The 23,008-nt window shown below is 41.4% G+C and carries 17 protein-coding genes, 1 tRNA gene and 1 pseudogene; 6 read left to right on the plus strand and 13 right to left on the minus strand.

Annotated features, from left to right (window positions below; translation table 11 throughout):
• Positions 1-19: 19 nt before the first annotated feature.
• The 3 genes from alr to pyk all read right to left on the minus strand — a co-directional run bounded on the left by alr (position 20) and on the right by pyk (position 4,113).
• Positions 20-1,102 (minus strand): alanine racemase, encoded by a 1,083-nt coding sequence (gene alr / locus PNEUHYL_RS00465; protein WP_059365313.1) that lies wholly within the window; start codon positions 1,100-1,102, stop codon positions 20-22.
• A 9-nt stretch (positions 1,103-1,111) separates the two neighbouring features.
• Positions 1,112-2,518: a replicative DNA helicase gene (locus tag PNEUHYL_RS00470; RefSeq protein ID WP_059365314.1), complete on the minus strand. Its 1,407-nt coding sequence runs from the start codon at positions 2,516-2,518 to the stop codon at positions 1,112-1,114.
• Positions 2,519-2,676: 158 nt separating this feature from the next.
• Positions 2,677-4,113 (minus strand): pyruvate kinase, encoded by a 1,437-nt coding sequence (gene pyk / locus PNEUHYL_RS00475; RefSeq protein ID WP_059365315.1) that lies wholly within the window; start codon positions 4,111-4,113, stop codon positions 2,677-2,679.
• Between the two features lie 232 nt (positions 4,114-4,345).
• On the opposite strand from pyk, the gene PNEUHYL_RS00480 reads away from it, so the two are divergent.
• Positions 4,346-4,422: transfer RNA gene (locus PNEUHYL_RS00480), tRNA-Val, on the plus strand.
• A gap of 66 nt (positions 4,423-4,488) precedes the next feature.
• On the opposite strand, the pseudogene PNEUHYL_RS00485 reads toward PNEUHYL_RS00480, so the two are convergent.
• From PNEUHYL_RS00485 to tssI, 7 genes and pseudogenes are all read right to left on the minus strand, one after another.
• Positions 4,489-4,725, minus strand: a pseudogene (locus PNEUHYL_RS00485) (RHS repeat-associated core domain-containing protein); the annotation flags it as partial.
• A gap of 441 nt (positions 4,726-5,166) precedes the next feature.
• Positions 5,167-6,177, minus strand: coding sequence for an RHS repeat domain-containing protein (locus PNEUHYL_RS00495; RefSeq protein WP_059365317.1), 1,011 nt, complete (start codon positions 6,175-6,177; stop codon positions 5,167-5,169).
• Positions 6,178-6,628: 451 nt separating this feature from the next.
• Positions 6,629-7,114 carry a hypothetical protein gene (locus PNEUHYL_RS13630; protein ID WP_239690320.1) on the minus strand — a complete coding sequence of 162 codons (486 nt, stop codon included), beginning with the start codon at positions 7,112-7,114 and terminating at the stop codon, positions 6,629-6,631.
• An 11-nt stretch (positions 7,115-7,125) separates the two neighbouring features.
• Entirely contained in the window at positions 7,126-7,443 is a 318-nt protein-coding gene (locus PNEUHYL_RS13635) for an RHS repeat domain-containing protein (protein WP_255204409.1), read from the minus strand.
• Between the two features lie 85 nt (positions 7,444-7,528).
• The gene (locus PNEUHYL_RS00510; protein WP_059365319.1) at positions 7,529-8,146 is read right to left on the minus strand and encodes a hypothetical protein; all 618 of its coding nucleotides are present in this window, start codon (positions 8,144-8,146) and stop codon (positions 7,529-7,531) included.
• An 18-nt stretch (positions 8,147-8,164) separates the two neighbouring features.
• Positions 8,165-8,542: a hypothetical protein gene (locus tag PNEUHYL_RS00515; RefSeq protein ID WP_059365320.1), complete on the minus strand. Its 378-nt coding sequence runs from the start codon at positions 8,540-8,542 to the stop codon at positions 8,165-8,167.
• Positions 8,543-8,935: 393 nt separating this feature from the next.
• Positions 8,936-14,983 carry a type VI secretion system tip protein TssI/VgrG gene (tssI, locus tag PNEUHYL_RS00525; protein WP_078061245.1) on the minus strand — a complete coding sequence of 2,016 codons (6,048 nt, stop codon included), beginning with the start codon at positions 14,981-14,983 and terminating at the stop codon, positions 8,936-8,938.
• A 445-nt stretch (positions 14,984-15,428) separates the two neighbouring features.
• On the opposite strand from tssI, the gene tyrS reads away from it, so the two are divergent.
• The 5 genes from tyrS to PNEUHYL_RS00550 all read left to right on the plus strand — a co-directional run bounded on the left by tyrS (position 15,429) and on the right by PNEUHYL_RS00550 (position 20,541).
• Positions 15,429-16,616 (plus strand): tyrosine--tRNA ligase, encoded by a 1,188-nt coding sequence (gene tyrS / locus PNEUHYL_RS00530; protein WP_059365322.1) that lies wholly within the window; start codon positions 15,429-15,431, stop codon positions 16,614-16,616.
• Between the two features lie 103 nt (positions 16,617-16,719).
• Positions 16,720-17,646 carry an aminoimidazole riboside kinase gene (locus PNEUHYL_RS00535; RefSeq protein ID WP_059365323.1) on the plus strand — a complete coding sequence of 309 codons (927 nt, stop codon included), beginning with the start codon at positions 16,720-16,722 and terminating at the stop codon, positions 17,644-17,646.
• Positions 17,647-17,715: 69 nt separating this feature from the next.
• Positions 17,716-18,327, plus strand: coding sequence for a glutathione S-transferase N-terminal domain-containing protein (locus tag PNEUHYL_RS00540; protein WP_059365324.1), 612 nt, complete (start codon positions 17,716-17,718; stop codon positions 18,325-18,327).
• 7 nt (positions 18,328-18,334) lie between these two features.
• Positions 18,335-19,789 (plus strand): glycoside hydrolase family 32 protein, encoded by a 1,455-nt coding sequence (locus tag PNEUHYL_RS00545; protein ID WP_059365325.1) that lies wholly within the window; start codon positions 18,335-18,337, stop codon positions 19,787-19,789.
• A gap of 89 nt (positions 19,790-19,878) precedes the next feature.
• On the plus strand, positions 19,879-20,541 hold the full coding sequence (locus PNEUHYL_RS00550; RefSeq protein WP_059365326.1) for an NAD(P)H-dependent oxidoreductase: 663 nt from the start codon (positions 19,879-19,881) through the stop codon (positions 20,539-20,541).
• Between the two features lie 85 nt (positions 20,542-20,626).
• Here the strand turns inward: PNEUHYL_RS00550 and PNEUHYL_RS00555 are convergent, their stop codons facing one another.
• From PNEUHYL_RS00555 to PNEUHYL_RS00565, 3 genes are read right to left on the minus strand one after another with little or no spacing between them, the layout of a single operon-like run.
• Complete coding sequence (locus PNEUHYL_RS00555) at positions 20,627-21,400, minus strand: TIGR01619 family protein (RefSeq protein WP_059365327.1); 774 nt, start codon at positions 21,398-21,400, stop codon at positions 20,627-20,629.
• 9 nt (positions 21,401-21,409) lie between these two features.
• Positions 21,410-22,213, minus strand: coding sequence for an exodeoxyribonuclease III (gene xthA / locus PNEUHYL_RS00560; protein WP_059368785.1), 804 nt, complete (start codon positions 22,211-22,213; stop codon positions 21,410-21,412).
• Between the two features lie 31 nt (positions 22,214-22,244).
• The gene (locus PNEUHYL_RS00565; RefSeq protein ID WP_059368786.1) at positions 22,245-23,006 is read right to left on the minus strand and encodes a TIGR01621 family pseudouridine synthase; all 762 of its coding nucleotides are present in this window, start codon (positions 23,004-23,006) and stop codon (positions 22,245-22,247) included.
• Positions 23,007-23,008 lie beyond the last annotated feature (2 nt).

The following is a 23,008-nucleotide window of genomic DNA, read 5'->3' on the forward strand; positions in this document are numbered from 1 at the left end:
TCCTTCTATTAATTAAAAACTAGTCTACATACTCGGTTATAACGCGTGGCGTTAATTTTGTAATCAATTCATAGCTCAATATACCGGTAAATTGGGCGACGGTTTCAATAGGTAATTGTTTACCCCATAAAATCACTTCATCACCAACCTGATCTTGGCTATCCCAACCTAAATCTACGGTGAGCATATCCATAGACACACGACCGACAATCGGCACGATACGCCCATTTAAATACACGGGAGTACCTTCCGGAACATCGCGCGGATAACCATCGCCGTAACCGATAGCGACAACCCCAATTTTGGTATCGTTCGGGCTTGTCCAAATCCCGCCATAACCGACCGGTTCACCTTTTTTGTGGGTGCGTACGGCAATAAGGGAGGAAGTTAAATTCATTACGGGAGTTAAATTAAATTCTGCGCCCACGGTATCCGTTGGTGAAATACCATACATAATAATCCCGGGACGAATCCAATCCAGATGGGAGGCTTGCCAAAATAAAACTCCCCCTGAGGCGGCAATACTGCGTTCTCCCGATTTATCTTGAGTTACCGATAAAAAGCGATTAATTTGACGTTGTGTATAATCGGATTCCAACTCATCAGCCCGGCTAAAATGACTGACAAAACCTAAGTGCGGTTGAATTTGAGGGAGTTTTTTAAGTTCATGATAAAACCAATCTACCTCATCAAGCGCAACCCCTAAACGGTGCATTCCGGTGTCAATTTTAAGCCACACTTTAATTGGGCTTGGCAGAATTGCTCGTTTTAATGCCTCAAGTTGCTCATGATTGTGAACAATCGTTTCAATATTATTTACCGCAAGAACCGGCAAATCTTTTTCATCAAAAAAACCTTCCAATAACAAAATAGGTTTTGTGATACCGTTTGAACGTAATGCAAGTGCTTCTTCCAAACGCGCTACCCCAAAACAATCAACATCCTTCTCTAAGGTCGATGCCACAAATACCACACCATGCCCATAAGCATTGGCTTTCACCACTGCAATAATCTTACTATTGGGTGCTTTTTGTTTAATCACTGCTAAATTGTGTTTTAAGGCCCGCGAACTAATTTTTGCGGTTGCCGGTTTTACGTTCATTATTTTTCCTTAATAGTCATCATGATATTCACGTTGTTCTGCTAGATTATCGAAACGTGAAAATTGTCCGTTAAACTTCAAACGTACTCGACCAATCGGACCATTCCTTTGTTTTCCGATGATAATTTCCGCTACGCCCTTATCCTCAGAATTATCGTTATAAACTTCATCACGATAGATAAACATAATTAAGTCGGCATCCTGTTCTATGGAGCCCGATTCACGTAAATCCGAGTTTACCGGACGCTTGTCCGCCCGTTGCTCTAAGGTTCGGTTTAACTGAGAAAGGGCAATGACCGGTACCTCCAATTCCTTCGCCAGCGCTTTTAACGAGCGCGAAATTTCCGCAATTTCTAAAGTACGGTTATCGGAAAATGCCGGTGCGCGCATAAGCTGCAAATAATCCACCATAATGAGGCTGAGCCCGCCATTTTCACGATATACACGGCGTGCACGAGAGCGCACTTCCGTTGGTGTTAAGGCGGAAGAATCATCAATATAAAGGTTGTTCTTCTGCTTAAACATACCGAATACACTACTGATTTTATTCCACTCAATTTCATCCAAACCTTGACCGGTACGAATTTTCGTTTGATCCACTCGGGCAAGGGAAGCAATCATACGCATCATAATTTGTTCCGCCGGCATCTCTAAACTAAATACCAATACAGGCTTATCACTTGCCATGGCGGCATTTTCACATAAATTCATCGCAAAGGTCGTTTTCCCCATGGAAGGACGTGCGGCGACAATAATCAAATCGGAAGGCTGAAGACCCGCCGTTTTTCGATCGAGATCCGTAAAACCTGTTGTTACTCCGGTTACACCGGAATGATTTTTTACTTTACTCAAGGTATCAATGCGTTCAATCGTATTCTGTAACACACTAATTACATTTTGCGGCCCTTCATTAGAAGAACTCCGCTTTTCAGCAATGGCAAAAACTTCCCGTTCCGCTTCATCCAAAATCAATTTGATGTCTTGCCCTTTGGGGGAATAGCTTTTTTCCGCAATACGATTTCCCACGGAAATTAATTCGCGCAAAATCGCTTTTTCTCGAACAATATCCGCATAGGCTAAAATATTGATGGCATTTGGCGTATTATTCGACAGCTCGGCAAGATACGCAAAGCCCCCGACCTCTTCACTGATTCCTTTATTTTTTAGTGCCTGATCAAGTGTAATCAAATCAATGGGCGATTGGTTTCGTATGAGATCTTCCATTGCTTGAAAAATTGCGCGGTGTGCAAAGGTGTAAAAATCATCGGCAATTACACGCTCGGCAATGCCGTCCCAATGTTGATTGCTCAACATAATACCACCCAATACGGCTTGTTCGGCTTCAAGGGAATGAGGAGGAATGCTAACTTGTGCAGTTTGTTTATCTGATGAGGTAATTTGCGGTTTCGAGGCCATAGATAATTTGAAATACAAAAAGAATTGGCGTTTATGATACCGCAAATAGAGAGGAGGTTTAAGAAAAAAGTGCGGTCAATTTTCGAGGCGATTTTATTCCCAAGAGAAAATAAAAAACGGTAGGAAAACCCACCGCTCTTTTTATCTCACCCCGTTTATTACTCAACAATTAAAGTACGGCATACGTTAGTATGCTTCATTAACTCATCACCTTGAGTGAGTAACACTAAATCGCCCGAGCTTAAGTAGCCTTTTTCTTTTAATAACGCGATTGCTGTTTGTGCGCCATTTGAGCTACGAGATTCAGCATCGCTGAATACCGGAGTAACACCACGATATAATGCGCAAAGGTTTAAGGTTTCTTGATTACGGGACAAGGCAAAAATCGGTAAACCCGAACTAATACGGGACATTAATAATGCAGTACGACCGGTATGGGTTAAAGTCACGATTGCTGCAATACCTTTCATATGGTTTGCAGAATACATGGCTGACATCGCAACGGCTTCTTCAATATCATCAAACTCTTTGTCCATACGATGGCGAGACACATTTATGCTAGGCATTTTTTCCGCACCTAAACAAACACGCGCCATTGCTGCAACAGTTTCTGACGGATATTGACCGGCAGCCGTTTCAGCTGAAAGCATTACTGCATCAGTACCGTCCAATACAGCGTTCGCCACGTCCATAACCTCCGCACGGGTCGGCATAGGGTTACTAATCATGGACTCCATCATTTGTGTAGCCGTGATCACTGCACGGTTTAATTGACGTGAACGACGAATTAATTTTTTCTGAACGCCAACTAATTCAGGATCACCGATTTCAACCCCTAAGTCACCACGCGCAACCATGATAACATCAGAAGCCAAAATAATATCATCCATTGCTTCATCACTCGCCACACTTTCGGCACGCTCAACTTTAGCAACGATTTTCGCATTTAAACCGGCCTGTTTAGCAAGTTCGCGCGCATAATCTAAATCTGCACTTGAGCGAGGGAAAGAAACAGCCAAGAAATCAACACCGATACGTGCGGCAGTAATAATATCCGCTTTATCTTTTTCAGTTAAGGCATCTGCAGATAAACCGCCACCTAATTTGTTAATCCCTTTATTATTTGATAACGGCCCACCAACAGTCACTTCAGTGAAAACTTTCGCACCTTCGGTCGATAGCACTTTTAATTGAACACGGCCATCATCTAATAAAAGAATGTCACCGGGAACAACATCTTGAGGAAGGGTTTTATAATCTAGCCCTACCGCTTCTTGATTACCTTCGCCTTTTGGTAATTCCGCATCAAGAATAAATTTATCACCAACATTTAAGAAAATTTTGCCGTCTTTAAAAGTAGAAACACGAATTTTAGGCCCTTGTAAATCCCCTAAAATTGCAACCGTCTTACCTAATTTTTTCGCAATAGAACGAACACGTTCAGCACGCTCAATATGATCTTCAGGTGTACCGTGTGAAAAATTCATACGCACTACATTTGCACCCGCTGCAATAATTTTCTCAAGATTGTTATCGCGGTCGGTTGCTGGCCCCATAGTACATACAATCTTTGTTCTTCTTAGTCTTCTAGACATCATTCTACTCCGTCAATATTTCGCTAACTTAAAAAATAAAACCAACTTACCCAAACATCTTTGAGTAATGTAAATCGGCGCGCATTATACGCCGAAAATCAGCCAAAATCAAAAAAGAGTTCCCGATATCTCCCCCCTATGACTCTGGTTATTTTTTTACCATTTGAAATAATCATTAAAGAAAATTACTTGTCTTCATGAAAAAAACTGTTTATTATCCACCGCATTCAACGCGACTATAGCTCAGTTGGTTAGAGCACCACCTTGACATGGTGGGGGTCACTGGTTCGAGTCCAGCTAGTCGCACCATATTTATTTCAAATCTGTTCAAAACAGAAAATGAATAGCTAGGTTTATCAGGAATCTAGCTATTTTTTATTCGTTTTCGTTCAAAAATTTGATACTGACCAAGATTTTAGTACTACATTTTCCTAAAAATAGTGCGGATCGAACTAATGTATCCAACTGATTCTGCACCGCTCCCTCAAACCGATAAAAATTCATCCCTCCCGCAAGTCCAATCGGGTCTTGGCTGATAAACCGCCCCGTCATCGGTTCATAGTAACGCAGGAAGTTATAATGTAATCCCGTTTCTTGGTCAATGTATTGATTCTGTAAGCGGAACGGTTAGTGTGTAGGGTTTGGGTACGACAGTTGCTGTCATAAGTGAGTTGTTCTACATGTGTTTTATCTATTTTTGATGAATAAACTTAAGATATAAGATAGATGAAGTTTTTTAACTTATTAAATTCCATACCTGCTAATCCCGATACTAATAACACATAGGAATATTAACCAAAACAACAGATATATAATAATTAAATTTAATATCCCGTAAAAAATTCTATATTTCTTAATAAAAAACATTACCATTAAAGAAAATATAGAAAAAGGGAAAACCGCCTCACTACCAAAAGGAAATAAAAAAACAAAATAAATATGTGATATACAATCAATCTTTAATATTAAAAACAAGTAATTTATTAAAAAAAATACAACCACCAAAATAGCATCAATTAATATAATTTTCTTCAACATAAACTCTCCTTTTTATTAAACAAGAATATCTCTTAGGTTTTTTCTCTTATTATTAATTATTCTATCGTATTCTTTTACAGATTCAGTTTTGAAGTCTTGGCAGTTATTTATGAATAACCCATAGTTATCGTCATCATACTGTAATCCTTTAGAAAACAGACCATCTTTTCTTGATGATATATTAGCTACAGCTTTTCTCATAATATTATCATCGTAAATATTGGTCGTATCGCATTTATATTTTTTTATTACATTAGGGTCTGTTTCTTTAAATATTCCATGATTTCCATATCCTATATTATCTACATTTTCAAAATTAGAGCTGTCGCCATAGAAAATATGAGTATGATTCATAGCAAGATCCATATTTGTCCCAAGTAATGTCTCAAACTTAATATCTCCAAATTTTGGAACATCTGTTAACAGAGACAATGGTCGAGTACATATTACTGCCAGTCCCAACGGATCAACCCATGCCTGTGCATTAGGAGCAAACTGATAAAAATTCATCCCTCCCTGTAACCCTATCGGGTCTTGTGTCATAAACCGTCCCGTCATCGGCTCATAATAGCGCAGGAAGTTATAATGTAATCCCGTTTCTTGGTCAATGTATTGATTCTGTAAGCGGAACGGTTGGTGTCCTTGGTTTTGTTGCGCTAGGTGGCGGTCATAGTGTAAGCCGCCCCAAGCATCATAGCGTCCGCGCCAAATCAGTTTGCCTTGGCTGTCCGTCATCTCCCTTGGTATACCGATTTGGTCGCAGTGGAAGTAGTTTATCTCGTGCTCAATTCGGTTGCCCTGTTCATCCCTGCGGTCAATACATTGCGCCAGCGGCTCGTAGCTGTTCGGATGACGATAGATATAGGTAAAAGTGCGGTCGGTTTCTTGCGAGTTTTTACCTTTTTGAATTTCTTGCACTAAGTGGCTACCGTCCCAAACGAACACGGTGTGGATTTCCAGTTCGCCCTGTTTGTTCCGTTTTGCTTTGGCTATCCGTCTGCCGATGGCGTCATAATATATGCCCAACGTTCGGTATCGTAACGCCCTTTAATCACGGAATTAGATGTCATTTAATCCATAGAGTAATCTATTTGGACTAAATCAAGATTGCTAACAGACATTTTCTTGTGTTTTGTATAAAATTTCACTATTAACTTCAATAATATTATCCGCCTTTAATTCCTAACAATATGAATATCATCGCAATAGCATAGAAAAACAAATAGGATAAGAGGGAAATAAAAATTGCATTGATTATCAAATAAAATATAGATACATCATTAAAATATTTTTTTTCAAAAAAATTTGGAGTAAAAGAAAAACAAAAGGGGTATATATAAAAAGCAATACATCATTATCTATAATGATCCATAATAAATAATACCAATTTATACCAAAGTCAAATAAAATAAAAACAAAAGATAGAATACATACATATGACAATATGAATATATTAATTTTTTTTAAGATTAATGACTTACCCATTACCCCCCTCCAATTTATAATACTCCTTTTCTACCTCTGTAGCAAAATCTTGGCAATTATTCAAGGCACCATTATATTGCTCATTCCCAAACTGAAATACTTCTTTTTCTGCAACCATCTCCTTACTTAATTTGTATTTCTTAATTTTTCTTGATTTTACATTTTCAACAGCTTTCTTCATCACGTTATCATCAAAATGAGTACTAGAGCATTTATACCCTTTCATAGACTCTTCAGAAAATGTTCCTGTTGTTGTATAACCAATATTTGTACCATCATCAAAAAAGATTTGTTCATGAAATAATCCTAGATCTAATCCTCCCCTAAAGTTTTTATCTAAATCTGTTGAGAAAGGAAAACCCTGTAATCGTCTAGTACAAAAACGTGCTAATCCCAATGGATCAACCCATGCCTGTGCATTAGGCGCAAACCGATAAAAATTCTCTCCTCCCGCAAGCCCAATCGGGTCTTGTGTCATAAACCGTCCCGTCATCGGTTCATAGTACGCAGGAAGTTATAATGCAATCCCGTCTCTTGGTCAACGTATTGGTTCTGTAAACGGAACGGTTGGTGGCCTTGATTTTGTTGGGCTAAGTGGCGGTCATAGTGTAAGCCGCCCCAAGCATCATAGCGTCCGCGCCAAATCAGTTTGCCTTGGCTGTCCGTCATCTCCCTTGGCATGCCGATTTGGTCGCAGTGGAAGTAGTTTATCTCGTGGTCAATCCGATTGTCGTTTTCGTCTTTCCGTCCGATACATTGCGCCAGCGGCTCGTAGCTGTCTGGCTCACAGCAAATGCAAGTGAACATGTGATTGGTTTCAGAATATTTTTATGAACTAACAAGCATGAACATTACCAAAATGTTAGCAGTACACATCGAGAAATATACTCCATTATGGAATACTTTTAACTGATGCAAGTTTATTTTTCATATATTCAAAAGTATTTTTATCCACATATACTTGCGTCGAATAAAATAGATCTCCTTCGTTATAATCAATAAGATTATTGTTTATTTCACACAACTGATCTGACTCATTTTTAGTTGAAATAAGCCCATACTCATTAACAGTAAGCTTTTCTCCATTGATAAAATGGTATTCAGCATTTTTATTTGATAACAAAATCGGATAATACCCATCTGTTATAGCAGAACCAATATAACATCTTGGATTCCAACCCAGAAAAATAAGATTATCTACTACTTCTTTATATATTTCATCTTGATAAAAGTCATTATATAAAGGTACCCTTGAGTTAGAAGGGATTCCTGAAAATATAGAGAAATAATTATATTTTTTTAATTCGTTAAATAAATCCATACTTGTAGGATATAAATATGAGGAATTGTAAGAATCAGTATGATAATTACTAGATACATACTTTCTAATATGATTTATAAATATTTCATCATCCCATTCTAGCCACTTACATAGCTCTGGGATAACAAAAAATCTATCCTTTATGAATAAAATATCACTAAAAATTTCAAAATAATCAATTTTATACATCTTTATACCCTTATTATATTATGGATAAGAAGGAGGTCTTTCTCGTCCATTTAAATTAACTGTTAAGAAAATATTAGGTTGATACATATAATGATGCCCTGCAATTTTTTTACTTTCTTGCCATCGACAAGTACAGTCCTTGTGAGGCGGGTTTTGCTGAACCTCAAATAAAATATAATGCATTTCCCCTGTTCCATTTCGAGTCCCATGCATTCCATGTACTGACTTCTTAGGTCCTTGATACCCGATCGTCCCAACAGGATAAGGTTTACAAGGCGGACACGGCTTCTTATCACATTTAGAGGTGTTTTCCGATTTAGCCTGTGTAGCAGACTGAGCCTTATCATGCTCTTCCTTCGCCTCCATAATACCCGCAGCAATAAGAATACCTGTCAAAGCAGTTCCTACATAAGCTAATCCTTCCAAAATCCAAGGGACTTGCCGGTGCGTAGCTGATCCTACTCTCCATATAACCTAATATATTCTTCCAACATATAAATAAAAATTATATAACTTACTAAAGTTATGAAAAGAAAGTTAATTATTATTATAAATAATTTTTCTAATTTGAAATATCTTATAACAAATAACACTTGAAAAATAAAAATTAAAAAGGGAATATAAATTATAACCCATCCATTTAAATGTATAAAAACAAACTTAGAAAAAAAACGCTGATAATGAATAGGAGTAAAAAAAGACAATCCTATAAAAATAACCACATACAACAAACAAAAAATATCAACCAAAATGAGATTACATTTATATGATTTTAAAAGATGAATTAATTTATTTTTCAATGTTATTCCCCACATCTGTTACGAAATGCTGACAATTATTGTTTACCACATTGTATCTACTCACATCATATTTCTTTATTTTTCTAGTACCATAGACTAAACTTCCATATTCATTTATTTCACTTTTCCTATAAATTTCAACCTCTTTCATATTTAATACATTATTAACAGCTTTTCTCACCTTTTCATCATCATAGTGCTTACCTTCACATTTATATTGAGACAGAAGTTCAGGATCTGTTTCCTTATATACACCTTTATCTTTAGCATATCCTATATTATCTCCATCATCATATATGATCTGTTCATGAAGTATTCTTAGATGTCCATTATCTCGATTTCTATTTTCCGGATTATCTGGATACCAATCTTTTAAAACAGGAGCATTTAGAGGTCTAGTACAGAATCTAGCTAATCCCAAAGGATCAACCCATGCCTGTACATTGGGCGCAAATTGATAAAGATTCATCCCACCTTTCAACCCTATCGGGTCTTGTGTCGTAAACCGTCCCGTCATCGGTTCATAATAACGTAGGAAGTTATAATGTAACCCCGTTTCTTCATCAAAATATTGATTCTGTAAACGGAACGGTTGGTGACCTTGGTTTTGTTGCGTGAGGTGGCGGTCATAGTGTAAGCCGCCCCAAGCATCATAGCGTCCTCGCCAAATCACTTTGCCTTGGCTGTCCGTCATTTCCCTTGGTATGCCGATTTGGTCACAGTGGAAGTAGTTTATCTCGTGCTCAATCCGATTGTCGTTTTCGTCTTTCCGTCCGATACATTGCGCCAGCGGTTCGTAGCTGTCCGGGTGTGTGTAGATATAGGTAAAAGTGCGGTCGTTTTCTTGCGCGTTTTTACCTTTTTGAATTTCCTGCACTAGGTGGCTACCGTCCCAGACGAACAGGGTGTGGATTTCAGGCTCACCCTGTTTGTTTAATTTCGCTTTGGCTATCCGTCTGCCAACGGCGTCATAATAATAAACCCAATGTTCTTTTCGATAGCGGGTGGCAATCTCGGCACCTATCAGACGGTCGTGTAAGTCGTAGCGGTAACTGACCCGATTGTCTTTGTCATAGGTGGTTGCTAGGGTATTACCTAAACTGTCGTAAGTAAAACCCACGCCGCCATAGTGGCGGATTCGGTTGTTTTTGATTATTTGGTTGTCATGCTCAATCAGATTATGTGCCGGGTCAAAACGAAACCGTTCATCATGTGGTGCGCTGCCGTTTCCTTCGGTGTGTGCGTGTTCAATATGTCCTAACGGGTCATATTGATAGGTGGTTTGGCTGTGCTCAAATTGCCCGCCGGTAAACAAGCGGGTGTCGTTTTGTTGTAAGTTTCCGCTTGGGTCATAACTAAAGGTTCGCGCTAGGGTGCGGATGGCAGTACTCTCCGTGAGTCCGGCTTGTTGTTTGGTTAATTGTCCCAATGGATTATATTGATATTCGCCGGTTATTCTCCCTTGTGTGCGGGCGATTTCCCGATGGCGCTTATCGCGGGTAATTTCGCTGATAAGTTGGTGATTGAGCTTAATGCCCGATAAGTGCCCCGTACCGTAGTAAAAATAATGAATGTCATCCCCGCTCGGTAAGCCGGTTTTGATGCGGTTGCCGTTGGCGTCGTATTGATACCCTATCTTGCTCGGGCGGTTGTCGAACATTGGGTGGGTGCCGGTTTCTTCCAGTAAACGTCCTAGCGCATCATAACGATAAGTCAGCCGGCTTTCGCCGTTGTCTATATCCGTCAAGCGACCGTTGGCGTCATAGCGGTAGTGAGTGGTGTGCTGTTGCTGGCCCTGTTTGATTTGTTTTTTGGTGAGCCTTCCCTGACGGTCATAATGAAAGGCGGTTTCACGGACAGCGGTCTGATTTGGCTTTTTCGGCATTGTCGGTATGATGGTATCACTAATGCCGTACTCCCTTTGGGTGGTCAGTCGCCCTTGTTCGTCGTATTCATATTGCGTGAGCTTATCATCAAAGCCTTTTTCCCAAATCACCCTGTCCGATTCGTCATACACAAAACGGTAGGCAGCCTGGTTTTCGTTAGTCAGTCGCCCTTGTTCGTCGTATTCATATTGCGTGAGCTTATCATCAAAGCCTTTTTCCCAAATCACCCTGTCCGATTCGTCATACACAAAACGGTAGGCAGCCTGGTTTTCGTTAGTCAGTCCCACTAATCTGCCTGCTAGGTCGTAATGATATTGGAAACGGTGACCTTGGGCATTGGTTTTTATACAGAGTAAGCCGTCTGCCCGGTATTGGTAGGCGGTTTTATTGCCTTGTGGGTCGATGACCGCAGCCATGCGCCCTGCATTATCGTAGCGATAGGTGGTGCGGCTTTGGTTCGGTAATATCATCGCAATCAGTTGTTGACGGTCGTTGTAATCATAGCTTGTGGTGTGACCGAGTGCATCGGTTTGTGCACTGAGCTGGCCCCATTCGTTATAGCTAAATCGGGTTGGATTGCCCGAACAGTCGGTGAGCCGGGCTAATTGAGCGTTACCATCGTAGGTAAAGTGTGTGTGGTTGCCCAGCGGGTCGGTTATTTGACTTAACTGTCCCTTGTCGGTGTAGGCATAGGCGGTGCTTTGCTTTAACGCATCAAGGCGTTCAACCAGGTTGCCGCGTTCGTCATAACGGTAACGCGTCATATTGCCAAGTGCGTCGGTTTGTCCGGTGAGCCGTCCGTCGTTGTCATACATAAAATACAACATCACATTATCCGGACGGGTGAGCTTGGTCATCTGTCCTTGCGGGTTATATTCAAAATAACTGGTTTGTCCGGAAGGGTCGGTTTGACTTAACACCCGGCCTAATTTGTCTCTCTCTTGCAGGGTTGCCTGTCCGTTTGCCGCGACGAATTTGATAAGTTCTCGATGTTCGTCAAAATGATATTCTTCCGTTCGTCCCAACACGTCGGTCACTTGCGTATAGCTTGGGAAATAGGCAAATTCCCAACGCTCGCCGAGGTTGGTGCTATTACGTATTACCTTGCCGCTTGGGCGATAGTGGTCATATTCATAACGGGAAACTAAGCCTGCGGCATCTTCATGGGCAATCATCAGGTGATTGCGATAGGCAAATTTGCGCACCACATAGCCTAAGCCGTCTTTTACTTCAATTAAATCCCCTTCGGCGTTGTAGCGGTAAGAGACTAATTTTTTGCCAAGCGGGGAATTGATTGATACCTCTGATACCTCAGAAAGTGCGGTGTGTTTTTGTAAAGTTTCCTGTAATTGGGTGAGATTGACTGCGGAAAAAGGCTGGGGTAATAAGTAAATATCGGTCAGCCGCCACAGTGGTGAGCGGTCGCCCGTTTCAGGGGGAATAGTCGCACTTGCCATTGCCGCTATCGGAGAGGCTGTCGCCGTTGTCGCGTCCATGTGCTTAAACTGTAACGCAAAGACCCGTCCGTTGCCGTCTGTTACCGCATAAGGCAGAGGCGGTTGTCCGTATAATCCTTGTCCGTACAAGAACTGTTGGCGGTTGCCGTGGTTGTCTTGAATTGTCTGTAAGGTGAAATAGCGGATGGACGTTTGTCCGTCTTGCCTCTGTCGGGCGGTTTGCGGGGGCAAGCAGCGAAATGTCATGCGCACCGATTTTGTCGTATTGGCAATTTCAATCGTCTCCGTCCCGATATAGTGCACCCAAATCTGTTCGGCTTGAATAAATATCGGTGTGCCGTCAATCTCGCGCGGTAACGGAATTTCCCGTCCCTGTTCGTCAAGGTAATAAAAGGATTCAAGTGCGGTCGATTTCGGCGGCGTTTCTTGGCCGTCGTTCAATGGGGTGTCCAACGGGTTATCTAACGCCACCGACTGTAACCGCCCTTCTATCCATTGGCTGCCGTTCACCCGCCAACCTTGCCCTAACCAGTTACCCATCTCGCCTGCCGGAATATCCGAGTAATATGACCGACGCCATGTGAGGGGTAACAGTCCCGGTAAGGCAAAATCCACTTCATTGGTCAGCAGTTTAATTCCCAAAATCGGGTTGACCGGTCGCCCGACTGCCGCCGCTTGCTTACAGGCGATACATTCGCCCTCCACCGAGCGGCCACCTGCCATCGCCTCGCCTTTCACCGTCAGCGGGCCTTCAATGGTGACAATGCCTTTTAAGGTAATGCCCTTTTCATTCAGATGAATCTGACCGCCTTTGCTGTCCAAGCGAATTTCATCTTTACCGGTGACGTGCATATTTTGGCTTATCATCGTCAATAATTGGGCGGTGCTGAAATGGGTATTATTGCCCACATCAATGCGGTAATCCTTGCCCACGGTTAAGTCAAAATCCTGACCGACCATTTCTTTTTGGCTCAGCAACACATTCAGACTGCGCATCATCCCCACATTATGTAACTCGTTCATGGCGATGTTGGTCATCCGGTTAAAGCCTACCGTGAGCAACTCATTTTGCTTGATAGTTTGCGAGCGGTTTTTCCCGACGGTGATTTTTTCATGGCGTCCGACTTTTTCGCTGCGATTTCGCCCGACGTTGGTGGTTTCGTCATGATTCACCACATTGTTTTGGTTTTTTTGCGCATGAATAAAGATTTCTTCTTGCTCTTTTTCATCGTCGAAACGTAATTCGTTAAACCCCTCCCCTTTGTGGGTTTTGGATTTAATCGTCATGCGGGTTTTATGGGTCGGTAGCGGATAAGGCGGCTCGGTGGTGCCGTGATAGGTGCGCCCGGTAATAATCGGTTGGTCCGGGTCTCCCTCTAAGAAACCGACCAATACCTCATGCCCGATACGCGGAATCGCTATACTGCCGAACTGCGCCCCCGCCCAGCCTTGGCTGACCCGTATCCAACAAGAGCTGTGTTCGTCATTATTGCCCTGTCTGTCCCACGGGAACTGGACTTTCACCCGCCCCCATTCGTCACAGTAAATCTCTTCCTCTGCCGGCCCCACCACATGCGCCACCTGAAGTCCGTCCACACGCGGTTTGGGTTGCGGAGTAGGACGCCATTGGCGTCCCTGCGGTATCAGTTTGATGTCGTTTTCATAACGGTTACCTTGCTCGCCACTCTCTTCTTCCAATACCCCACTCTGCCAACCGCGATGAGTGACCCCCACAACCAGCCAATCTCGATTGTAGTGGGCCCGACGATGGCCCGTCAAAGTGAAACAATAGCCCGGTATCATCCGTAAATCGTCACTTTTGGCGGTGGCAAGCTCAGCCTCACGTTGAAGGTATTCCAAGCGGTATCGGGTGAACGGCTTGCCCTGTGCATCCCGCTTATAACGCCCCGGATAATCGTAACTCTCATACTGTGCGTCACGGTGTTCGCCAAAAATATTCGAGGTGTTGCGAACGGCTTGGTGCTCTTGGTGATAGCGCGGGTGGGTAAAGGTATAATCCCGTAGGGTTTGCTGTGTCCCCGCTAACTTTTCTTCATAAGCCCAATGCCACACTGCCGCCTCAGGCCGCTCGCCTGCCGGCATAGCGTTATACAATAGCCGCCCTTTGGATTCGGCAAGTCCGCTACTGTTGGAGAAATGTAAAATATGATGGTCGGCGGTATGTTCAAAATAATAGTACGTGCCTTCTTCTGCCGCTAAGCGTTCAATAAAGGCTAAATCGGTTTCCCGGTATTGCACACAATACTCTCGCGTCCAATAAGCATCGGAAAAATGAAACTGATGTTGGGTCACCTGATTTTTACGCAACAGGGTTTCGATAATCTGTTGGCTGTCTTGCTGTTGGAAAATACGCAAATCCGCTTGTAGGTTGGCACGGGATAAGGCGGGTTCAATCACCATCTGATAACGGGTGCGGGAAAAACCGCTTTCTTGTTGTTTGAAACCGGTGACGATACCGTTGAGATGACGAACCGCCACATCCCCCTGCCAGAAGGTTAAGGTGGCGGGGTGGTTTAAAATCTCGGCGAAAGCAGGGGCGTTATCAAAACCGGCTAACGCCAGCTCGGCACGGAATAGTGAGGATAAATGTTCGGTCAGGACAAAACTGACTACATCAAATTGGCTGTTGCCGTTGACCGTAAGGCTATAACGATAATCGGATTGAACTGCCATAAGCATTCCTATCTGGATAGTGAGTTACAACATTGGGTGATACAAATATCTTTGATTTTTAACGACTTGCTAAAAATATAGCAATTTGGGGAAATTGACAACTGTTTTGAGGTTGAGAGAGTAAATAAAATAGTTTTCGAAACTTACACAGCAAAACCGATCCGGATAAATTCCTTTTCTTTGAGATAGAATCGCCACAAAAACAACTTGGTTATACATCTCCACAAGTGACAAAACGTTACATCCGCAAGAATAAAATTCTCTTATTTACTCGAGTATCGTTTCGGAACATAGCTATAACGTCGAAACGAACTCAAGAATTACCACAAATAACACATTGATATAACATGAGTTTTCAACAAACTAAAAACATCATTTTTTTATTCACAAATCTTTTAGAATCCCTATAATAAACCATCTCAAAATCATAATTAGGAAATAAATAATGACTGATATTAACACTGTTCTCGCGGAGCTGAAGCGGGGTACCGATGAAATTCTTTCCGAAACGGATTTAATCGAAAAACTGAAAGAAAATCGCCCATTAAAAGTAAAATTAGGCGCTGACCCTACCGCACCGGATATCCATTTAGGACATACCGTTGTGCTAAACAAGTTACGTCAATTTCAACAACTCGGTCACGAAGTTTATTTCTTAATTGGTGATTTTACCGGTATGGTAGGCGATCCTTCCGGTAAAAATACAACCCGTCCTCCATTAAGTCGCGAAGATGTATTGCGCAACGCAGAAACCTATAAAGAGCAAATTTTCAAAATTCTTGATCCGCAAAAAACCAAAATCGTCTTCAATTCCGAATGGTTAGGTAAGCTGGGTACAGAAGGAATGATTCGCCTAGCGAGTAATTATACCGTTGCCCGTATGTTGGAGCGTGATGACTTCAAAAAACGCTTTACCAATAATCAACCTATTGCGATTCACGAATTTATTTATCCTCTATTACAAGGGCATGATTCCGTCGCTCTCGATGCGGATGTCGAACTTGGCGGTACTGACCAAAAATTCAATTTATTGGTTGGCCGTGAATTACAAAAATCAGCCGGTCAAAAACCGCAGGTAGCGATTACGATGCCATTACTTGTAGGCTTAGACGGCGAGAAAAAAATGTCAAAATCCCTTGGCAATTATATCGGTGTCACCGAAGCGCCAAATGATATGTTTGGTAAAGTGATGTCGATTTCCGATGAGTTAATGTGGGATTGGTATAATCTTCTTTCGTTCCGTCCATTGACTGAAATTGAGCAACTAAAAGCCGATGTCAAAAACGGTAAAAACCCACGTGATGTTAAAATTTTACTCGCTAAAGAATTAATTGCCCGTTTCCACGATGAAGCAGCTGCAGATACGGCAGAACAAACCTTCATTAATCGTTTCCAAAAAGGGGCAATGCCGGACGAAATGCCTGAATTTACTTTTACCGGTGAAATGGGGTTAGCGACGTTATTAAAAGAAGCGGGGTTAGTACCGTCCACTTCTGAAGCGATTCGTTCCGCACAACAGGGCGGGGTCAAAATTAACGGTGAAAAAGTTGATAATGTAAAAGAAAACGCACCAAAAGGTACCCATGTTTATCAAGTCGGTAAACGTAAATTTGCCCGTGTGACAGTGGAATAATAAAACACTCTGCAAAATAACCGCACTTTAAAAAGTGCGGTTATTTTCTAACATGAATTAGTAAAGAATTTACACCCTAGTCTATTTTATAAGGAAGATTACTATGAGCCAGAAAATTTGGGTAACCGGCGATGCCGTAGTTGATTTAATTCCTGATGGCAAAGATCATTATTTGCGCTGTGCCGGCGGCGCACCGGCAAATGTCGCGGTGGGCGTAGCCCGTTTAGGCGGACAAAGCGCCTTTATTGGTCGTGTAGGAAATGATCCCTTAGGTCAATTTATGCAACAAACGTTGAATGCTGAAAATGTGGATACTGCCCATATGATTTTAGATCCGCAACATCGAACTTCAACGGTGGTTGTTGGATTGGATAATGGCGAACGCAGTTTCACGTTTATGGTCAATCCAAGTGCGGATCAATTCTTACAAACAACCGATTTGCCCCCTTTTCAACGTGGTGAATGGTTACACTGTTGTTCTATCGCCTTGATTAATAATCCCTCTCGTGAGGCGACCTTTGAAGCAATTCGCCGAATTAAAGTAGCAGGCGGTTTCTTCTCTTTTGATCCCAACTTACGCGAATCGTTGTGGGCAAGCCTAGAGGAAATGAAAACCGTGGTGATGGAAGCCGTGGCGTTAGCAGATGTATTAAAATTCTCCGAAGAAGAGCTTACACTTTTAACCGATAGTGACAGTCTTGATAAAGCCTTTGAAAAAATTACCGCACTTTATCCGGAAAAACTGATTATCGTCACCCTAGGTAAAGACGGGGCGTTATATCATCTTGCCGGTAAAAAAGATGTAGTAGTGGGCAAAGCATTAAAACCGATAGATACAACAGGAGCTGGCGACGCCTTTGTAGGCGGATTATTAGCCGGACTTTCTCAACACGAAAATTGGAAAGAAAACGACATACTCGTGAAAATCATACGCCAAGCTAATGCTTGCGGCGCCCTTGCCACCACCGCAAAAGGGGCAATGTCCGCTTTACCAAATAAGACACAATTAACCGAGTTCTTGGCGAATTAATCTCAAGGTGCGTGACTTCCTATTTCACGCACTTTCCTACTAAGTGCGGTCATAAATAGAGGTATTTTTATGAAACTATGGTATTCCGATTCCAGCCCTTACGCTCGAAAAGTACGCAGTGTGATTCATTATCACCAATTACAAAATCAGATTAAATTATTACACGCAACAAGCGGAATGGATCAACATTCCCCACACAATCAAGCTAACCCTCTCGGGCGCTTACCTGCACTTCAAATGGCAAATAATGAATGGCTATATAACAGCTCGTTGATTGCAGAATATCTCGATCATTTAGGTTCACAACCTTCCCTTTATGGTGAGGGTGAGCAACGTTGGCAAATTCTCCGCTTACATTATTTAGCTGATGGTATTTTAGAAAATGAAATATCCGTTATACCGGAAAAACGCCTACGCCCTCAGTCGGAATGGTGGATAGAACGCCATCAACAAATTTTCCAACGAACCGAACAAAGTCTCATAGCCATTCAACAGTCTATTGATTTATTCGGTGAAAAGCTCAATATCGGTACGCTAAATACGGTGTGCGCTATTGATTTTCTACTCTTTCGTAAAGATTGGACATACGCCACAAAGCATCCCGTTATAGAATCATTAAAATCGTGGGCGGAAAAAATGAACGCCCGCTATGCTTGTTTAAACAAAACTTATCCAAAATAGGACAACAATGATTATCTTCAACAACGGCAAATACAAAAGTATTCTCGCAGCAGAACGAGACGAACTTGATACAATACGTAAAACGGTGGAAAGCGATAAACATTTCTATCCTGCCTACCACCTTGCACCGCCTACGGGGCTATTAAACGATCCGAACGGGCTCATTTTTGATGGCGAAAAATATCACCTTTTCTATCAGTGGTTTCCTTTTGATGCTATACACGGAATGAAACATTGGAAACATTTCATCACCCATGATTTCCAAACGTATCAAGCTGCCGATAATTTAATTCCTTGTGAATTATTTGAATCCCATGGTTGCTACTCCGGTGGCGCATTAAAAGTAGGCGATAAATTAGCCATGTTTTATACCGGCAATACCCGTCGTACAAGTGATAACCAACGTGTGCCTTATCAAAATCTGGCAATTTTTGATTTAGACGGAAAATTGCTGAGCAAACGCCCATTAATCGAAAATGCACCCAAAGGCTATACCGAACACGTGCGTGATCCGAAACCTTACCTCACAAAAGAAGGAAAAATCCGTTTTGTCTGTGGTGCACAACGTGAAAATCTTACCGGCACCGCCATTATTTTTGAAATGAATCATTTGGATGATACGCCACGCTTAATCGGCGAATTATCTATTCCTGCTTTTAATAACCACAATGTTTTTATGTGGGAATGCCCTGATTTACTGAAATTAGCCGATAAAGATATTTTCATCTGGTCTCCACAAGGCAAAGGCCGTGAAACACATCAATTCCAAAATAACTATCACGCTACTTATGCCATTGGGCAATTAAACAGAGATGTACTGGAAGCGATACACATTGCCGAGCTTGATCAGGGTTTTGACTTCTATGCCCCTCAAACCTTTGGCGGTTTAGAAAATAAAAAAAACACGATAATGTTTGGCTGGATCGGCTTGCCGGATTTAACTTATCCAACGGATAAATTCAAATGGCATTCTGCCCTCACCATGCCACGAGAAGTGCGTATTGAAAACCATCGGCTCTATCAACGCCCGATTGCCAAAATTTATGAAAATATGACCGCACTTTCCGCACGAACTTTGCAAGAAAAAACCACGATAGAACATTTAGATCGTGCCTATTTGAAATTTGATGCAAAAAATCTGCCGTTCAAATTATCTTTCTTCACCAATGAAAAAGGCGATACCTTGGGCTTATCCTATGAAAACGGCTTAATTTGTTTGGATCGCAGTCAATCCGAACAAACGGAATTAATGGCAAAATTTGATACGACACGCTATTGTGAAATCGCCGATCTTCGCACGGTGGAAATTTTCTTGGATCGTTCGATTATAGAAATTTTCTTAAATAACGGAGAGAAAGTGATGACTTCAAGATTCTTTATTGCAAATCGACAAAATATTGTTGTAACAGACCGCACTTTAAACATTGAGCTTGGCTTTCCGAAAAAAATCGACTATGTTTAATTAACATCTAATCCAAATCGGTAAAAGCCTGAGACATTCCATTTTGTCTAAAATAGAGCTGAACTGAAAAACTTTAAAGAGAGGAAAATATGGTAAAACTTACTGCTCAAGAAATTATTGAATTATTCAATCAACGTAGCTCAACCCGTTATTATGATCCCAGCAAAAAAATCAGTGATGAAGATTTCTATGCCATTTTAGAATGTGCCCGTCTTTCACCAAGTTCTGTGGGATCAGAACCGTGGAAAATATTAGTGATTCAAAACAAAGCGTTACGTGAAAAAATCAAGCCATTTAGCTGGGGCATGATGAATCAGTTGGACAATTGTAGCCATCTGGTCATTTTACTGGCGAAGAAAAACGCGCGCTATGATAGCCCGTTTTTTGTTGATGTGATGGTTCGTAAAGGGCTGACAGAAGAACAGCAACAACAAGCCTTAGCAAAATACAAAACCCTGCAAGAAAACGATATGAAATTGCTGGAAAGTGACCGCACTTTATTCGACTGGTGTAGTAAACAAACTTACATCGCCCTAGCCAATATGCTGACCGGTGCGGCGGCCATGGGAATTGATTCCTGCCCGATTGAAGGCTTCCATTATGACTTAATGAATCAGGCGCTTGCTGAAGAAGGCTTGTTTGATCCAAATGAATATGGCGTATCCGTTGCCGCAACATTTGGTTACCGCGCCCGAGATATTACGAAGAAATCCCGTAAAGCGATGGATGAAATTGTAACTTGGGTAAAATAACCGTTGTCTATTAAAACAGACTCAAAAGGGCTAAATCCATACATAAATAACCTAGGGTAACGTTTACCCTAGGTCAAAGAGCAAATTAATTCAGCTGCTTATTATCATCCATCAAACTATCGCACTCCCAACCAATATAATCTCCCATAAATTGTTGGGCTAATTTTTCAAATTTTTCGACTTGTTCAAAAATCTCGCCATTATCAAGGGATAGTTCTTGCTCAAGCTTCACTAGATAATAAGGCTCATCATCTTCATTAAACTGAATAGGTTGTGCGGAATATTGCAAGGTGGAAAAGGAATGATCGGCTAAGCTCAATTCATCCATAAAAGGAAACATTTTCTGTTCTTCATCAAAATGAAAACTATGTTCTACCAAATAAGTATCACTTAAATCACGCCCTTTACTTTGCAGTAAACCTAACAATTCTTCGGTGGCATTCATTTTTATTTCAAGCGGTGACGCAAGTAAAAAATCAAAATAAATATCCCAATGGGGATCCTCTTGAACACTCACCTCTTCCACAAAATCAATTTGCGATAACGTCTCAAGCAAAATCTCCGAATGTTCACAATAGAAATGCATTTTAGCCTGCCCGTTACAAATAAAATGTCCGGCAAAAAACACATTCGGAAGTGCGGTCAATTGTGCCAAAATTTTGAATATACGATTGATAAGTTTATCGTACTCTTCTTCTGACGGAAGCCCGCTCTCATCACTCTCATAATTAATGGCAAATTGCACAATTTTATTGCAATTATTACCATGAAATCGATCGATATTTTCAATGTTTGCGGTAAACACGGCAGGCATATCATTCACGCTGGAACGATAATTCTGCCAATTTGCCATATCCATATTTTATTCCTATTTAAATTCTGCCCAAATCGGCGCGTGATCGGAAGGCTTTTCCATTGCCCGAATATCCAAAGCAATGCCGACATCAACACAGCGTTCCGCTAATGCTTGATTCACCAAAATATGATCAATACGTAAGCCACGATTATCATCAAAACCTTTTGAACGGTAATCAAACCACGAGAATTTATCATTTGCCGTTGGGTTCAATTTGCGGAAACTGTCCTCTAAGCCATAATCATATAAGCGCTGATACCATTCACGTTCTTCAGGTAAGAAAGAGCATTTTCCGGTACGCAACCAACGCTTGCGATTTTCCTCACCAATGCCAATGTCTAAATCTGTCGGGCTAACATTCATATCCCCCATAATTAAAATCGGATTGGCTTTATCGTGATCTTGCTCTAAATAACGTTGTAAATCCGCATAAAATTTTTCTTTTGCCGGAAATTTGGTTTCGTGGGAGCGGCTCTCGCCTTGCGGGAAATAGCCGTTAATCACCGTCAATAAACCAAAATCCGTTTCCAAATCCACCATAATAATCCGTTTTTGCGCATCCTCATTATCCGTCGGGAAACCACGGCGAATGGCTTTCGGTTCTTGCTTGGTCAATAACGCCACGCCGTAATGCCCTTTTTGCCCGTGATGAAACACGTGATAGCCTAAATTTTCCGTAATTTCATAAGGAAAAACCTCATCCGCTACTTTAATTTCCTGTAAACCAATCACATCCGGTTGGTATTTTTCAATCACTGCCTCTAACTGATGGGGACGAGCACGCAAGCCATTAATATTAAAAGAAATAAATTTCATTGAAGTTCCTGTTTGTAAAAATTGCGAAACATTATACAAGGATTTTGCCATTTCCGAAAAATGGGTTTTCATTTATTTTTGCGATCACAGTTTCCTTTTGCCACCATTCCTCTTCTTTCGGCATTGCCTTCACATCAAATTTTTCACCGTGAAATTCAAATTCCAACCTTGCGGCGTGTAAATAAGTGCGGTCACAAAAAACAACGTTTTTTGAACGTTGGCTTTGCCAACGTCCTCGTGAGAGGTGAACAAACGAGTGATCGAGTTTGTGAATAATTTCAGCCGTGTTTTTGCCATAGAGATCATCGCCTAAAATCGGGCTGCCAAGGCTTTTCATAGCAACCCGTAATTGATGGGTTTTGCCGGTTTGGGGATTGAGGATAAACAAACGTAAATTCGGTTCGCAACTAATGCTTGCAAATTGGGTAATCGCAGGATTGTCTTTACTTTGGCAAAGTTTCCATGCCCCATTACGGGCTTTTTTCATATCACCGATAATCCGCCCCTGTTTCTTTTTTGGTTTTTGATGGCTTAACGCGAGGTAGGTTTTCTGTATTTTATGTTCAGCAAAAAGTCGTGAAAATTCAGCCGCACTTTCTGCATTTAAGGCAAGAATTAATAATCCTGAGGTGACTTTATCCAATCGATGTACTAACCACACTTGCGCCATACCCAGTTGATTCGCCACTTGCGTGGTTAGACCAACGGTTTCCTGATCTTTATGTACGCTTACGCCACAAGGTTTATAAATAATGATAAAATCACGATGTTGATAAAGAATCTCGAATTCCATAA

It is taken from the genome of Rodentibacter caecimuris (assembly GCF_001019715.1).
In the GTDB taxonomy this organism is placed as follows: domain Bacteria; phylum Pseudomonadota; class Gammaproteobacteria; order Enterobacterales; family Pasteurellaceae; genus Rodentibacter; species Rodentibacter caecimuris.